Origin of the sequence: Phreatobacter cathodiphilus (genome assembly GCF_003008515.1) — a bacterium.
Taxonomy (GTDB): Bacteria; Pseudomonadota; Alphaproteobacteria; order Rhizobiales; family Phreatobacteraceae; genus Phreatobacter; species Phreatobacter cathodiphilus.
The window spans coordinates 2907236-2921895 of record NZ_CP027668.1 but is presented as its reverse complement, the minus strand read 5'-3'; the positions used below and the strand labels follow the sequence as shown (position 1 = coordinate 2921895).

At 68.6% G+C, this 14660-nt stretch carries 14 protein-coding genes; all 14 read left to right on the top strand.

Annotated elements, in window-relative coordinates; genetic code table 11:
- Nucleotides 1-84: 84 nt before the first annotated feature.
- The 14 genes from C6569_RS14100 (at nucleotide 85) to C6569_RS14035 (ending at nucleotide 14641) form a co-directional block, all read left to right on the top strand.
- Nucleotides 85-1281, top strand: coding sequence for an aspartate aminotransferase family protein (locus C6569_RS14100; protein ID WP_106749453.1), 1197 nt, complete (start codon nucleotides 85-87; stop codon nucleotides 1279-1281).
- Complete coding sequence (gene argF, locus C6569_RS14095) at nucleotides 1278-2195, top strand: ornithine carbamoyltransferase (RefSeq protein WP_106749452.1); 918 nt, start codon at nucleotides 1278-1280, stop codon at nucleotides 2193-2195. Before C6569_RS14100 ends, argF begins: the two co-directional genes overlap by 4 nt.
- A 119-nt stretch (nucleotides 2196-2314) precedes the next feature.
- Complete coding sequence (gene leuC / locus C6569_RS14090; RefSeq protein ID WP_106749451.1) at nucleotides 2315-3724, top strand: 3-isopropylmalate dehydratase large subunit; 1410 nt, start codon at nucleotides 2315-2317, stop codon at nucleotides 3722-3724.
- A gap of 302 nt (nucleotides 3725-4026) precedes the next feature.
- The gene (locus C6569_RS14085; protein ID WP_181313753.1) at nucleotides 4027-4584 is read left to right on the top strand and encodes an invasion associated locus B family protein; all 558 of its coding nucleotides are present in this window, start codon (nucleotides 4027-4029) and stop codon (nucleotides 4582-4584) included.
- Nucleotides 4575-5105, top strand: coding sequence for an invasion associated locus B family protein (locus C6569_RS14080; RefSeq protein ID WP_106749450.1), 531 nt, complete (start codon nucleotides 4575-4577; stop codon nucleotides 5103-5105). Before C6569_RS14085 ends, C6569_RS14080 begins: the two co-directional genes overlap by 10 nt.
- 79 nt (nucleotides 5106-5184) lie before the next feature.
- Complete coding sequence (gene rlmN / locus C6569_RS14075) at nucleotides 5185-6447, top strand: dual-specificity RNA methyltransferase RlmN (RefSeq protein WP_106749449.1); 1263 nt, start codon at nucleotides 5185-5187, stop codon at nucleotides 6445-6447.
- 132 nt (nucleotides 6448-6579) lie between these two features.
- On the top strand, nucleotides 6580-7995 hold the full coding sequence (locus C6569_RS14070; protein WP_106749448.1) for a serine hydrolase domain-containing protein: 1416 nt from the start codon (nucleotides 6580-6582) through the stop codon (nucleotides 7993-7995).
- Between the two features lie 88 nt (nucleotides 7996-8083).
- Complete coding sequence (locus C6569_RS14065; protein ID WP_106749447.1) at nucleotides 8084-8542, top strand: hypothetical protein; 459 nt, start codon at nucleotides 8084-8086, stop codon at nucleotides 8540-8542.
- Complete coding sequence (locus C6569_RS14060; RefSeq protein ID WP_106749446.1) at nucleotides 8539-8841, top strand: cupin domain-containing protein; 303 nt, start codon at nucleotides 8539-8541, stop codon at nucleotides 8839-8841. Before C6569_RS14065 ends, C6569_RS14060 begins: the two co-directional genes overlap by 4 nt.
- Nucleotides 8842-8996: 155 nt before the next feature.
- Nucleotides 8997-10610 carry an ABC transporter substrate-binding protein gene (locus tag C6569_RS14055; RefSeq protein WP_245898104.1) on the top strand — a complete coding sequence of 538 codons (1614 nt, stop codon included), beginning with the start codon at nucleotides 8997-8999 and terminating at the stop codon, nucleotides 10608-10610.
- Nucleotides 10611-10703: 93 nt separating this feature from the next.
- A complete protein-coding gene (locus C6569_RS14050) occupies nucleotides 10704-11687 on the top strand; it encodes an ABC transporter permease (protein WP_106751046.1) in 984 nt (327 codons plus the stop codon).
- A gap of 8 nt (nucleotides 11688-11695) precedes the next feature.
- The gene (locus C6569_RS14045) at nucleotides 11696-12652 is read left to right on the top strand and encodes an ABC transporter permease (protein ID WP_106749444.1); all 957 of its coding nucleotides are present in this window, start codon (nucleotides 11696-11698) and stop codon (nucleotides 12650-12652) included.
- A gap of 7 nt (nucleotides 12653-12659) precedes the next feature.
- A complete protein-coding gene (locus C6569_RS14040; protein WP_106749443.1) occupies nucleotides 12660-13643 on the top strand; it encodes an ABC transporter ATP-binding protein in 984 nt (327 codons plus the stop codon).
- Nucleotides 13640-14641 (top strand): ABC transporter ATP-binding protein, encoded by a 1002-nt coding sequence (locus C6569_RS14035; RefSeq protein ID WP_106749442.1) that lies wholly within the window; start codon nucleotides 13640-13642, stop codon nucleotides 14639-14641. The genes C6569_RS14040 and C6569_RS14035 overlap by 4 nt, the downstream gene beginning before the upstream one ends.
- Nucleotides 14642-14660: the final 19 nt, after the last annotated feature.

Here is a 14660-nt window from a genome sequence, read left to right as displayed (position 1 = left end):
CCCCGATCGCATAGAATTCACCGCGCCGCCCTTCGGGGCGGCCGTTTTTTTCTGGGTTTCCGGGAGTTTCGACGGGAGGTCGAAGTGATCACGCCGCTGATGCCGAACTATGCACGGACCGAACTCGCCTTCGAGCGGGGCGAGGGCTGCTGGCTGGTGACGGCGGACGGGCGACGAGTCCTCGATTTCGGCGCCGGCATCGCGGTGAATTCCCTCGGCCATTCGCACCCGCATCTCGTCGAGGCGCTGGTGCAGCAGGCGCAGAAGGTCTGGCACGTCTCCAACCTGCACAACGTGCCGGAGGCGGAGCGGCTGGCCAAGCGGCTGATCGAGGCGACCTTCGCGGACTCCGTGCTGTTCTGCAATTCGGGTGCGGAAGCCAACGAGGGCGCCATCAAGATGGCGCGCAAATACCACGCCGTGCGCGGCGAGGAGAACCGCTACCGCATCATCACCTTCGAGGGCGCCTTCCACGGCCGCACGCTGGCGACCATCGCCGCCGGCGGCCAGAAGAAGTACCTTGAGGGCTTCGGCCCGAAGGTCGAGGGGTTCGACCAGGTGCCCTTCGGCGACCGCAAGGCGCTGGAGGCGATGATCGGCCCGGATACGGCGGCGCTGATGATCGAGCCGATCCAGGGCGAGGGCGGCCTGCGCGAGGTTCCGACCGAGGAGCTGCGCTATCTGCGCGAGCTCTGCGACGCCAACGGCCTGCTGCTGATCTTCGACGAGGTGCAGACCGGCGTCGGGCGTACAGGCAAGCTCTTCGCCCACGAGTGGGCGGGGGTGACCCCCGACATCATGGCGATCGCCAAGGGCATCGGCGGCGGCTTCCCCATGGGCGCGGTGCTGGCGGTGGAGAAATGCGCCGCCGTGTTCACGCCCGGCACCCACGGCACCACCTTCGGCGGCAATCCGCTGGCGGCGGCCGTCGGCAATGCCGTGCTGGACGTGATTCTCGCACCCGGCTTCCTTGAAGAGGTGCAGCGCAAGGCCCTGCTGTTCAAGCAGAAGCTCGCCGGCCTCGTCGACCAGCATCCCAAGGTTTTCGAGAGCGTGCGCGGGGCGGGCCTGCTCACCGGCCTCAAATGCGTCGTCCCCAACGGCGACGTGACCGCGGAGGCGCGCCGCGAGGGGCTGCTGGTGGTTCCGGCCGGCGACAACGTCATCCGCCTCATCCCGCCGCTCATCGTCTCGGATGCCGAGATCGACCTCGCGGTCGGCATGCTCGACAAGGCGGCGGCGAGCCTCGAGGCGCAGATGGTCAAGGGAGCGGCCGAGTGACCCATGCTCCCCGTCATTTCCTCGACCTCGCCGATTTCGGCGGGGCCGAGCTGAAGGCCATTCTCGACAAGGCCGGCGCGCTCAAGCGCGTCCGCCGCACGTCCGAGGCGGGCAAGCCGCTCGCCGGCAAGGTGCTGGCCATGATCTTCGAGCGGCCCTCGACCCGCACCCGCGTCTCCTTCGACGTGGGCATGCGCGAACTCGGCGGCGAGACGATCATGCTCACCGGCGCCGAGATGCAGCTCGGCCGTGGCGAGACGATCTCCGACACGGCGAAGGTGCTGTCGCGCTATGTCGACGCCATCATGATCCGCATGCTCGACCACAATGCCGTGCGCGAGCTGGCGGAGGCGGCGACGGTGCCGGTCATCAACGGCCTGACCAAGCTGTCGCATCCCTGCCAGATCATGGCCGACATCATGACCTTCGAGGAGAAGAAGGGCTCGATCCGCGGCAAGACGGTGGCCTGGGCCGGCGACACCAACAACGTGCTGGCGTCGTGGATCCAGGCGGCGCCGCGCTTCGGCTTCAAGCTGAACATCGCCACCCCCGAGGAGCTGGCGCCGCGCCGCGAGGTGATCGCCGCCGCGCAGCGCGAGGGCGCCGACGTATCCTGGACGTCGGACCCCTATCAGGCGGTGGAACGTGCCGACTGCGTCGTCACCGACTGCTGGGTGTCGATGGGGGACGAGGATGCAGGACGCCGCCACAACCTCCTCAAGGCCTATCAGGTCAACAAGCAGCTGATGAGCGCGGCGAGCTCCGACGCCATCTTCATGCACTGCCTGCCCGCCCATCGCGGCGAGGAGGTCACCGACGAGGTCATGGACGGCCCGCAGTCCGTGGTTTTCGACGAGGCCGAGAACCGCCTGCATGCGCAGAAGGGCGTGCTGGCCTGGTGCTTCGGGGTGTGACGCTGTCAGGGCGGCGCCGCCGGCGCCGCTCTCCTGTCATGCCTCCGTCTTGACGCCTCTTCTCTCCAGAACCATTCAAGGCTAAGAGACCCGCCACCTTTTCGAACGGGAGGTCCGCCATGGCCGCGCCGCGCACGCTGTACGACAAGATCTGGGACGACCACGTGGTCGAGACGCAGGACGATGGCACCTGCCTTCTCTACATCGACCGCCACCTCGTCCATGAGGTGACGAGCCCGCAGGCCTTCGAGGGCCTGCGCTCGACGGGGCGCAAGGTGCGCGCGCCGCAGAAGACGCTCGCCGTCGTCGACCACAACATCGCCACGACCCCCGACCGCAAGTTCGGCATCAAGGACGAGGAGAGCCGCACCCAGGTGGAGGCGCTCGCCCAGAACGCCGCGGAATTCGGCATCGAATATTACGACGCCGCCGACATCCGCCAGGGCATCGTCCACGTCATCGGCCCCGAGCAGGGCTTCACCCTGCCGGGCACGACCATCGTCTGCGGCGACAGCCACACCTCGACTCACGGCGCCTTCGGCGCGCTCGCCCACGGCATCGGAACCTCGGAGGTGGAGCATGTGCTCGCCACCCAGACGCTGATCCAGAAGAAGGCGAAGAACATGCTCGTCCGCGTCGACGGGCAGCTGAAGGACGGCGTCACCGCCAAGGACATCATCCTCGCTATCATCGGCGAGATCGGCACGGCCGGCGGCACCGGCTCGGTCATCGAATATGCGGGCGAGGCCATCCGCTCGCTGTCGATGGAAGGCCGCATGACCATCTGCAACATGTCGATCGAAGGCGGCGCCCGTGCCGGCCTAATCGCGCCGGACGAGAAGACCTACGCCTATCTCAAGGGCAAGCCGAAGGCGCCCAAGGGGATGGCCTGGGACATGGCGCAAAAGTACTGGGAGACGCTCTTCACCGAGGAGGGCGCCCATTTCGACCGCACCGTGGTGCTCGACGCCAACGCCCTGCCTCCCATCGTCACCTGGGGCACGAGCCCGGAGGACGTGATCTCCATCGCCGGTGTGGTGCCGAACCCGGACGAGATCGAGGACGAGAACAAGCGCCTCTCCAAGTGGCGGGCGCTCGAATACATGGACCTGAAGCCGGGCACGAAGATCACCGACATCCGCCTCGACAAGGTGTTCATCGGCTCCTGCACCAATTCCCGCATCGAGGATCTGCGCGAGGTCGCCCGCGTCGTGAAGGACAAGAAGGTGGCGAACACCGTCTCGGCCATGATCGTGCCGGGCTCGGGGCTCGTGAAGGAGCAGGCCGAGCAGGAGGGTCTCGACAAGATCTTCATCGCCGCCGGCTTCGAGTGGCGCGAGGCGGGCTGCTCCATGTGCCTGGCCATGAACCCCGACCGGCTCGCTCCCGGCGAGCGCTGCGCCTCCACCTCGAACCGCAATTTCGAGGGCCGTCAGGGCTACAAGGGCCGCACCCATCTCGTCTCGCCGATCATGGCGGCGGCGGCGGCGGTGGAAGGACACTTCGTCGATATCCGCACCTGGGGCTGAGGACCGGTAGGCCGGGATACGGGCGCGGCGATCCGCTTCCCTGAGCGACCTCCGGGCGCCGGGTAACGGTCTGCAACGGCGGTGAGGGCAACTCCGGTGCCCTCCGCCCTAGTCTTGCCCGGTTTGGCCGTAGATTACCGTCCGGGGAGCGACGTCAGGGCCGGGATTTGCCGTTCGAGGGGCCGTTCGCACAGGATTCGCCCACGAATTAACCTCCTGTTTACCCTGATCTTCGACACCTACGGGGCAAGTCCGGCGGGGCCGCCGTTCCCGTTCGCCCGTTTCCAGAGCCGAGTATTGCGATGCGCTGCACCCAAATCCTCTCCGTCCTGGCCTTCTCGGCCGTTGCCCTCGCCGTCACCAGCGCCGGCGCCCAGCAGCGCCAGCAGGCCCAGGCGAGCCGCCCGGCCGCGGGCGGCGGGGCCCAGCAGGGATCGGCGGTGGCGCAGTTCGGCGACTGGGGCGTCTTCACCTCCACGACCCCGCGCGGCAAGGTCTGCTACGCCGCCTCGCAGCCGAAGACCCGCGCCCCCGGCAACCTGCAGCGCGACCCGGCCTTCTTCTTCCTCACATCGCGCCCCGGCGAGAACGTCCGCAACGAGGTGTCGCTCACCCTCGGCTTCCCGCTGAAGGGCGACGCCACCGCCACCATCGGCTCCACGAGCTTCGCCCTCTACACCCAGGCGACCGGCGCCTGGATCAAGAACGCCGCCGAGGAGGGACGTCTCGTCCAGGCCATGCGCGGCGGCTCGCAGCTCACCGTCCGGTCCACCTCGGGCCGCGGCAACGTGACGACCGACACCTATTCGCTGACCGGCCTGTCCCAGGCGCTCGACCGCGTGGCGCAGGAATGCCGCTGAGGGCGGCGGGGGCCCTTCTCGCCTTCTGCATCGCGGCCGGCACCGCCGCCGCGGACAATCGCCCGACCGGCACAACCCGGATCGTCGCCCGCCATGCCGACTGGTCGGTGGTCGTCGCCGAGACCGACCGCGGCAAACATTGCTATGCCGCCGCCCAGCCGCAGACGCGGCGCCCGCAAGGGGCGGTGAGGGAGCGCGCCTTCGTCTTCGTGACGACACGGCCCACCGACCAGGTCCGCGACGAGTTCTCCGTGGAGTTCGGCTTCGCGGCGGCGGCGGGATCGGCGGTCAGCGTCGGCGACGAGACCTTCGCCCTGGCCGGTGACGCCGTCGGCGCCTGGATCCGCGACCTCGCCGACGAGACGCGGCTGGTGGCGCAGATGCGGAACCAGACCCATATGAGCATCCGCTCGACCTCCGTGCTCGGCGAGAAGACGGTCGACACCTATTCCCTCGAGGGCTTCGCCGAGGCCCTCGCCCGGGCCCGGCGGGAATGCGCCGACCCCAACACGACGAGCTGAGGCCTCGGGCGCGCCAAAATCCTGCGCGAGACGGTGGCTTTCGTGCTATAGGCCCGCGCTTGCCAGGAACCTCGACCCGATGCCGACGCTCGATCTCGCGAATGCCAAGCCCGTGGCGGCGCCGCCCGCCGCCGCCACCGACACCCGCGCGCTCCCCGCCAAGCCCTCGCTGGTGGGCGCAGGGCGTGACGCGCTGAAGGCGGCGCTCGCGGACATCGGCATCGAGGGCCGCGAGGCGCGCATGCGCGTGTCCCAGCTCTGGGGCTGGATCTACCAGCGCGGGGCCAAGACCTTCGAGGAGATGTCCAACGTCTCCAAGCATCTGCGCCAGGCGCTGGCGGAGGCCTATACGCTGGACCGGCCGGAGGTGGTGGCCGAGCAGGTGTCGCAGGACGGCACCCGCAAATGGCTGATGCGCATCCCCCCGTCCATGGCGGGCGAGAAGTGGCACGAGATCGAGACGGTCTATATCCCGACGCGCGACCGCGGCACGCTCTGCATCTCCAGCCAGGTCGGCTGCACTCTCACCTGTTCCTTCTGCCACACGGGCACGCAGAAGCTGGTGCGCAACCTCACCGCTGCGGAAATCGTGGCGCAGGTGATCGTCGCCCGTGACCGCCTCGGCGACTGGCCGGGGCAGGAGCCGCCCGAGGGCGCCTTCGTGCCGACGGATGGCGGGCGCTTCGTCACCAACATCGTCTTCATGGGCATGGGCGAGCCGCTCTACAACGTCGAGAACGTCACCGGCGCGCTCCACACCCTGCTCGACCCGGACGGGCTGCAGTTCTCCAAGCGGCGCGTGACGCTGTCGACCTCCGGCGTGGTGCCGGAGATCGGCCGGGTGGGGGAGGAGACCGGCGTGGCGCTCGCCATCTCGCTGCACGCGGTGCGCGACGACCTGCGCGACGAGCTGGTGCCGCTGAACCGCAAATATCCGATCGCCGAGCTGCTCGACGCCTGCCGCAGCTATCCCGCCGCGTCGAATGCCCGGCGCATCACCTTCGAATACGTCATGCTGAAGGGCGTCAACGATTCCATCGACGACGCGAAGCGGCTGGTGCGGCTGCTCAAGGGCATCCCGGCCAAGATCAACCTGATCCCGTTCAATCCCTGGCCCGGCTCCAAATACGAGTGCTCGGACTGGGAGCAGATCGAGCGCTTTTCCGAGGTGGTCTTCGAGGCGGGCTATTCCTCGCCCGTGCGCACGCCGCGCGGCCGCGACATCCTCGCCGCCTGCGGCCAGCTCAAGAGCGAGACCGAGCGGCTGCGCGCCAAGGACAAGGCGGCGCTGATGAGCAAGGCCGAGCAGGACGCCTTCCGCGCCATGAGCATGGTGGACTGATCTGGTTCCCTGCGCCCGCCGCGCGGCAGCCGCCGCTGCTGCGCGCTTGACCCTCTCCCGGGCGGGTGGTGAGCTTTCGGCGACCGGCGCAACAAGACCGGCCGAGACCATCACGATCCCGGGAGGATCCCCATGTCCGTCCAAGCACTGTCGCCCGTGCGCGCCGGGGCCGTCGCCCTGGCGCTCGCCACTCTCGCCCTGACCCCGTCGACCGCCTCCGCCCAGTTCGGCCCGGGACCGGGGCCCGGTCCCGGCGGTCGCTTCGAACGCGACGACCGCGGCCCCGGCTTCGACCGCTGGCAGGGCCGCGAGGGTCGCGAAGGCCGTGAGGGGCGTCGCGGGCGGGCTGAGGACACCGTCATGGGCTTCTCGCGCGAGAGGCTCGCCCGCATCGGGCCGGTGATGCGCGAACAGGTGGATCGCGGCATGTTTCCCGGCGCGGTGACGCTCATCGCGCGGCGTGGCCGGATCATTCATTTCGAGGCGCACGGATTCCGCGACGCGGCGAAGACTCAAGCCATGACCCGCGACACGGTCTTCCTGCTGGCGTCGATGACGAAGCCCATCGTCTCCACCGCGGCGGTGATGCTCATCGAGCAGGGGCGGATGAAGCTCTCCGACCCGATCGCCACCTGGCTGACCGAGCTCAAGGACATGAAGGTGCAGGTCGAGCGGCGCAATGCCGACGGCACCACCACCACCGAGGATGTGGCGCTCGCCCGCCCGATCACCGTGCAGGACCTGCTGCGCCACACGGCCGGCTTCACCTATGCCGGGTCGGTGCGTTCGCCGCGCCTCAAGCAGCTCCTCGACGAGCAGAACATCGAGGCCCGCACCGCCAACATCACCGGCGACGAGATGCTGCGCCGGCTCGGCCAGATCCCGCTGATGCACCAGCCGGGGACGACCTTCGAATATTCCATCTCGGTGGACGTGCTCGGCCTGCTGCTGGAGCGCGTCACCGGCAAGCGGCTCGACATCCTCGTCAAGGAGATGATCCTCGACCCGCTCGACATGCGCGACACCGGCTGGTTCGTGCCGGAGGGCCGGCGCTCGCGTCTCGCCGAGGCGCTGGATTCCGACCCGGCCAAGGCGGCCATGTGGACGTCCTACCGGATCTTCGAGAATCCGGCCGACCACGGCCAGTATTTCAAGGGCGGCGCCGGCATGGTCTCGACGGCGGAAGATTATTTCAAGTTCGCGCAGATGATCCTCAACGGCGGCCAGTTCGAGGGGCGCAGGCTCCTCTCCACCAAATGGGTGGAGTTCATGCTGTCGAACCACACGATCGGCATGGGCGGGTCGACGGCGGCCTCCACCGGGCCGGGCTACGGCTTCGGGCTCGGCTTCGCGGTCAGGCTGCAGGACGGCTTCGCGGTCGCCCCCGGCTCCACAGGCGATGCCATGTGGGCGGGCGCCTGGGGCACCAGCTTCACCATCGATCCGCGCGAGGGCATCGTCGGCATCCTGATGGCGCAGGGCCCCTCGAACCGCGTGCACACGCGCATGCTGTTCAAGAACCTCATCTACGGGGCGGTGGTGCGCTAGGCACGGCCAGCGCCACCGCCGGACGAGCACGGGGGGCATGCCGCGGCCGCGCTATCGCGCCCGGCCGCGGCGGACTACCTTTGCCCCCATGAATCGCTTCGGTTTCTATCTCGTCAGGCTCCTGCGCGTGGCCCTCGGCTTCATCGCCGGGCTGGTGCTCGCCTCGGCGATGGTCGTCATCCTCGACCTCAACAAGGGCCGCCTGCCCGAAGCCCTGGCGGGCGCCGCGACGATCGGCTTCTACACCTTCCTCGCCGCGCAGCTCTTCTGGCCGCTGCTGCTCGTCCTGCTCGTCGCCGAGGTTCTGAGCTGGCGCTCGCCGGCCTTCCATCTCGGCCTCGGCGCCCTCGCCGCACTCTCCGCCCTGGTCTGGACCTATCTCCAGGCCCCGCAGGAGGCGGCCGATCCCATCCTCGGAGACGAACCGGCGCTCACCGCCTCGCGCATCGCCGTGACGCTTCTCGCCGGCCTCGCCGGCGCCCTCGTCTCCTGGTTCATCGCCGGCCGTTCCGCCGGCCTCCAGCCTCCCGAAAGGATCCATCCATGACCTTCACCTGCCGCCCGCCCGCCGATCCGCAAGTTCTCGTGGAGAACGACAAGGTGAAGGTGACGCGCTGGAACTTCTCCGACGGCGCCGAGACCGGCTGGCATACCCACGGCTGGGACTATGTCGTGGTGCCGCTGTCGGACGGGAAGCTGATCGCCGAGCTCGGCGACGGAACCTCCGGCGAGTACGAGATGAAGACGCACGAGCCCTATTTCCGAAAGGAAGGGGTGAACCACAACATCGTCAACATCACCGGTCGCGACTTCGCCTTCATCGAGATCGAGATCAAGCCGTCCTGACCTGCGGGCCTGTTCGCCGGAACCCGCCGGAACCTGTGACGATCCGCGGCATTTGGTCACCGCAGACGCGGTGACACGCCCAAAATCGCTGTCTATCATCCTTCCAATAAGCCGGGGCCAAACCCCGGCTGCAACCGACGTTGCGGAGGTGGATGATGCGTCTTGGTTTTAAATTCCTGGCGGGGGCGATGATCGCCGCCGCGACATTCGTGACGGCCGTGGAGGCGCGAACGGTCCGCTGGGCCCGTTCGGTGGACGCCCAGACGCTCGACCCGATGTCGGCCAATATCGGCCCGACATCCAACCTCGCCCACCAGATCTATGAGCCGCTGGTCATCCGCGGCTATGACGGCAAGCTGGTGGCGACGCTGGCCACCGAGTGGCGCATCCTGCCCGACGATCCGACGGTCTGGGAGTTCAAGCTCCGCCAGGGCGTCAAGTTCCACGACGGCTCCGACTTCACCGCCGACGACGCCATCTTCTCCTTCGAGCGCGCCCGCAAGCCGACCTCCGACTATCGCGGCCTGCTCACCTCCATCGACAGCGTCATCAAGGTGGACGCGCACACGATCCGCCTGAAGACCAAGGCGCCGAACCCGCTGCTGGTCGAGAACCTCACCAACATCTTCATGATGTCTAAGGCCTGGGCGGAGAAGAACAACGCCCTCGAGCCGCAGAACATCCGCGAGCGGGCCGAGAACGGCGCCACCCGCAACGCCATGGGCACCGGCCCCTTCACCCTCGTCTCGCGCGAGCCGGACGTGCGCACCGTGATGCGCCAGTTCGCCGGCTACTGGGGCAAGGGCCAGTTCCCGATGCAGGTGACCGAGCTGATCGTCGTGCCGATCCAGCAGGACGCCACGCGCATCGCGGCGCTGCTCTCCGGCGAGGTGGACGTGGTCCACGACGTGCCGGTGCAGGACATCGCCCGCCTGCAGCAGAGCCAGGGCATCAAGGTGACGACCGGCCCCGAGAACCGCGTCATCTTCCTCGGCTTCAACGTCGGCGACGCCGAGCTGAAGTCCTCCGACATCAAGGGCAAGAACCCCTTCGCCGACGTGCGCGTGCGCAACGCCATCAACATCGCGGTGAACCGCGAGGCCATCACCCGCGTCGTCATGCGCGGCCAGGGCCAGCCGATCGGCTATGTCGGCTCACCCTTCATCTCCGGCTACTCGGCCGAGCTCGCGGCCGTGCCGCGCTTCGACCCCGCCGCGGCCAACCGCGCGCTGGACGAAGCCGGCTATCCGCGCCGCGCCGGCGAGGGCAACACCCGCTTCTCCGTGACGCTCCAGTGCACCAACAACCGCTACGTCTCGGACGAGAACATCTGCCAGGCGGTGGTGGCCATGCTCGGCCAGGTCGGCATCCGCGCCAACCTCGTCGCCAAGCCCGCCGCCCAGCACTTCCCGGAGCTGCAGCGGCAGGAGCTGGACTTCTTCCTCGTCGGCTGGGGCATCCCGACCTATGACGCGGAATACATCCTGACCTTCCTCTACCACACCCGCACGGCGAACAACGGCACCTGGAACGGCACGCGCTATTCCAACCCGGCGCTGGACGCGCGGATGCTCGCGCTGCAGACCATGGCGGACGTTCCCCGCCGCAATGCCGAGCTCGCCGACATCCAGAAGCAGCTTCGCGACCAGGCGATCTACATCCCGCTGCACATGCAGTCGATCAGCCACGCCTCGCGCGGCGGCATCGAGGTGCCCGTCCATCCGGATGCCGGGGCCTGGTTCAAGCTGTTCCGCTTCGCCGGCTCCTGATCCCTCCGACCTCGCGACGAGGCCCTTTCCCGCATGCGGGAAGGGGCCTTGCTGCATTCGGTCCCTCTTTCCCGCGTCTTCCGGTCACCCCTCATGATCGCCTATGTCGTCAAGAGTCTCGCCCAGGCGATCCTGGTCATGCTGGTGGTGGCGCTCGTCGCCTTCTCGATGTTCCGCTTCATCGGCGACCCCGTCTCCAACCTCATGGGGCAGGAGGCGACGATTCAGGATCGCGAGCAGCTCGCCCGCGACCTCGGCCTGATGGACCCCTTTCCCGTCCAGTTCGCCCGCTTCGTCTCCAACGCGGCGCAGTTGCAGTTCGGGGTGAGCTACCGCCAGGGCCGGCCCGTCGCCGACCTGATGGCGGAGCGCTTGCCGGCGACGGTGGAGCTGGCTCTCCTCTCGGCGATCTTCGCCCTCGTCGTGGGCATCGCGCTCGGCGTCTACACGGCCATCTACCGGAACGGCCTCCTCTCCCACGCCATCCTGTCGGTCTCGCTGATCGGCGTGTCGTTGCCGACCTTCCTGATCGGCATCGGCCTCATCTGGCTCTTCGCCGTGGAGCTGCGCTGGCTGCCCTCCTTCGGGCGGGGCGACGTGGTGAAGATCGGCTGGTGGTCGACGGGCCTCCTGACCACGTCGGGCCTGAAGTCGCTGGTCATGCCGGTGCTGACCCTCGGCTTCTACCAGCTCACCCTGATCATGCGCCTGGTGCGCTCGGAAATGCTCGAGACCATGCGCACCGACTACGTGAAGTTCGCCCGCGCCCGCGGCGTGCCGGAGCGCACCATCTGGTTCCGCCACGCGCTGAAGAACACGATGGTGCCGGTGATGACCATCGCCGGCCTGCAGCTCGGCGGCGTCATCGCCTTCGCCATCGTCACCGAGAGCGTGTTCCAGTGGCCGGGCCTCGGCGCGCTCTTCGTCCAGGCGGTGCAGTTCGTCGACATCCCCGTCATGGCCGCCTACCTGATGTTCGTCGCCTTCGTCTTCGTGGTCACCAACCTGGTGGTCGACCTCCTCTATTTTGCGCTCGACCCCCGCCTGCGCGGCGCGGGCCCGGCCTCGGCGCATTGAGGCCCGCCATGACCGTGATCGACGACACGCCGAAGCCGCGCCTCACGCTCAGGGCCAGGTTGGCCCGCGCCTGGCAGTCCGACCTCGCCTGGAGCTTCCGCCACTCGCCGGTGGCGATGGTGGCCGCGGCCATGACGGTGATCCTGCTCGCCGCCTCGCTCGGGGCCAACTGGATCGCGCCGCAGGACGCCTTCGACCCCGCCTCGCTCAACCTCCTCGACGCCTATACCAAGCCGGGCGAAGCCGGCATGGGCTCCAACACGGTCTATCTCCTCGGCACCGACAACCAGGGACGCGACCTGTTCTCTGCCATCCTCTACGGGTCGCGGGTGTCGCTCTTCGTCGGCTTTTCCTCCGTCGCCTTCTCGGTGGTGATGGGAGTGGGGCTCGGCCTCCTCGCCGGCTATGTGGGCGGGCGGACGGACGCGGTCATCATGCGCGTCGCCGACATCCAGCTCTCCTTCCCGGCGATCCTCATCGCGCTCCTGTTCTTCGGCGTGGCGCGCGGCCTGATCCCGCCGTCGCAACACGAGCAGATGGCGATCTGGGTGCTGATCGTCGCCATCGGCCTGTCGAACTGGGCGCAATATGCCCGCACGGTGCGCGGCTCCACCATGGTCGAGCGCAACAAGGAATATGTGCAGGCCGCCCGCGTCATGGGGCGCCCGCCGCTGTTCATCATGGCGCGGCATATCCTGCCGAACGTGACGGGCCCAGTGCTGGTGATCGCCACCATCAACCTGGCGCTCGCCATCATCGAGGAGGCGACGCTGTCCTTCCTCGGCGTCGGTGTTCCGGCGACCCAGCCCTCGCTCGGCACGCTGATCCGCTTCGGCCAGCAATATCTGTTCTCCGGCGAGTGGTGGATTCTGTTCTTCCCGGCGCTGGCGCTCGTCCTGCTGGCGCTCTCCATCAACCTGCTCGGCGACTGGCTGCGCGATGCCCTCAATCCGAAGCTGAGGTGAGGGACCGATGACCACTCCCGTCCTCTCCGTCCGCGACCTCGTCGTGCAGTTCCCCACCCGCCGCGGCGTGCTGACCGCCGTCGACCGCATCTCCTTCGACATCGCGCCGGGCGAGGTGGTGGGCGTCGTCGGCGAATCCGGTGCCGGCAAGTCGATGACCGGAGCGGCCGTCATCGGCCTCCTCGAACCGCCGGGACGCATCGCCGGCGGGGAAATCCTGCTCAAGGGCGAGCGCATCGACAACCTCGCCCCGGAGGCGATGCGCAAAATCCGCGGCAAGCGCATCGGCATGGTGTTCCAGGACCCGCTCACCTCGCTCAACCCGCTCTACACGGTGGGCGAGCAGCTCATCGAGACCATCCAGACCCATACGCGCCTGACCACTGCGCAGGCGCGGGCGCGGGCCGTCTCGCTGCTCACCGAGGTCGGCATCCCCGCGCCGGAGAAGCGCATCGACGCCTATCCGCACCAGTTCTCCGGCGGCATGCGCCAGCGCGTGGTGCTGGCCCTGGCGCTCTGCGCCGAGCCGGAGCTCGTCATCGCCGACGAGCCGACGACGGCGCTCGACGTCTCCGTGCAGGCGCAGATCATCACGTTGCTCAAGAGTCTCTGCAAGGAGCACGGCACCGCCGTCATGCTGATCACCCACGACATGGGCGTCATCGCCGAGACGGCCGACCGCGTGGCCGTGATGTATGCCGGCCGCATCGCCGAGATCGGTCCGGTGCAGGACGTCATCAAGCGCGCCCGCCACCCCTATACGGAGGGGCTGATGGGCTCGATCCCCTCGCTCGACGCCACCTCCGACCGGCTGGTGCAAATCCCCGGCTCGATGCCGCGGCTGACCGCCATCCCGCAGGGCTGCGCCTTCAATCCACGCTGCCCCAAGGCTTTCGCGCGCTGTTACGTCGAAAGGCCCGAGCCCATGGCAGTTGGCGGCTCGCAGGTCGCCTGCTGGCTCTATGCCGAGGGCGAGGAGAAGGCGGCATGAGCGAGCCCCTGGTCACCGTCCGCAATCTCTCGCGCACCTTCGACGTGTCGAAGCCCTGGCTCAACCGCATGCTGGAGCGCGAGGAGCGCCGGCTGCTGCGCGCCGTCCAGGACGTGTCCTTCACCATCGGCCGGCGCGAGACCTTCGCGCTGGTGGGCGAATCCGGGTCGGGCAAATCGACCGTCGCCAACATGGTGGTCGGCCTGCTCGAGCCCTCCGCCGGCTCGGTCGTGATCGACGGCGTCGACATGGCGAAGGCCGGCGACGCGGCGCGGCGAACGGAGGTTCGGCGCAAGATCCAGATGATCTTCCAGTCGCCCTATGCCTCGCTCAATCCGCGCTGGCGGGTGGACCGGATCGTCGCCGAGCCGATCCGCGCCTTCGGACTGATGAGGGACGCCCGAGAGATCGAGGCGGAGGTGGGACGCCTGCTCCGGACCGTCGGCCTCGACCCCGCCGACGGCGCGAAATATCCGCACGAATTCTCCGGGGGCCAGCGCCAGCGCGTCGCCATCGCCCGGGCGCTCGCCTCGCGGCCGGAGTTCATCGTCTGCGACGAGCCGACCTCGGCGCTCGACGTCTCGGTCCAGGCGCAGATCCTCAACCTGATGCGCGACCTGCAGGACGAGTTCGGGCTGACCTATCTCTTCATCTCGCACAATCTCGCGGTGGTCCGGCACATGGCGACGCGGATCGGCGTCATGTATCTCGGCCGCCTGGTGGAGGTGGCGCCGGGGCGGCAGCTCTTCGCCGCGCCGCGCCATCCCTATACGCGCATGCTGCTCGACGCGGTGCCGGACCTCGACATGACGGGGCGCGCGCGCAAGCCGGTGCTCGGCGAGATCCCGAACCCGATCACGCCGCCGGCTGGCTGCCCGTTCAACCCGCGCTGCCCTCTCGCCAACGGGCGCTGCCGCGCGGAAGTGCCGGCGTCGGTGACGGACGAATACGGGACGGTCGCCTGCCACGCCGTCACCGAGGGGCGGCTGGCGGCGTGAGCCGGCCGTCGACGCAAAA

Excerpts from the sequence above, each read along its gene's own strand:
- leuC (WP_106749451.1), top strand. The coding sequence starts at position 2,315 with ATGGCCGCGCCGCGCACGCTGTACGACAAGATCTGGGACGACCACGTG.
- C6569_RS14085 (WP_181313753.1), top strand. The coding sequence starts at position 4,027 with ATGCGCTGCACCCAAATCCTCTCCGTCCTGGCCTTCTCGGCCGTTGCC.
- C6569_RS14080 (WP_106749450.1), top strand. The coding sequence starts at position 4,575 with ATGCCGCTGAGGGCGGCGGGGGCCCTTCTCGCCTTCTGCATCGCGGCC.
- rlmN (WP_106749449.1), top strand. The coding sequence starts at position 5,185 with ATGCCGACGCTCGATCTCGCGAATGCCAAGCCCGTGGCGGCGCCGCCC.
- C6569_RS14070 (WP_106749448.1), top strand. The coding sequence starts at position 6,580 with ATGTCCGTCCAAGCACTGTCGCCCGTGCGCGCCGGGGCCGTCGCCCTG.
- C6569_RS14065 (WP_106749447.1), top strand. The coding sequence starts at position 8,084 with ATGAATCGCTTCGGTTTCTATCTCGTCAGGCTCCTGCGCGTGGCCCTC.
- C6569_RS14060 (WP_106749446.1), top strand. The coding sequence starts at position 8,539 with ATGACCTTCACCTGCCGCCCGCCCGCCGATCCGCAAGTTCTCGTGGAG.
- C6569_RS14055 (WP_245898104.1), top strand. The coding sequence starts at position 8,997 with ATGCGTCTTGGTTTTAAATTCCTGGCGGGGGCGATGATCGCCGCCGCG.
- C6569_RS14050 (WP_106751046.1), top strand. The coding sequence starts at position 10,704 with ATGATCGCCTATGTCGTCAAGAGTCTCGCCCAGGCGATCCTGGTCATG.
- C6569_RS14045 (WP_106749444.1), top strand. The coding sequence starts at position 11,696 with ATGACCGTGATCGACGACACGCCGAAGCCGCGCCTCACGCTCAGGGCC.
- C6569_RS14040 (WP_106749443.1), top strand. The coding sequence starts at position 12,660 with ATGACCACTCCCGTCCTCTCCGTCCGCGACCTCGTCGTGCAGTTCCCC.
- C6569_RS14035 (WP_106749442.1), top strand. The coding sequence starts at position 13,640 with ATGAGCGAGCCCCTGGTCACCGTCCGCAATCTCTCGCGCACCTTCGAC.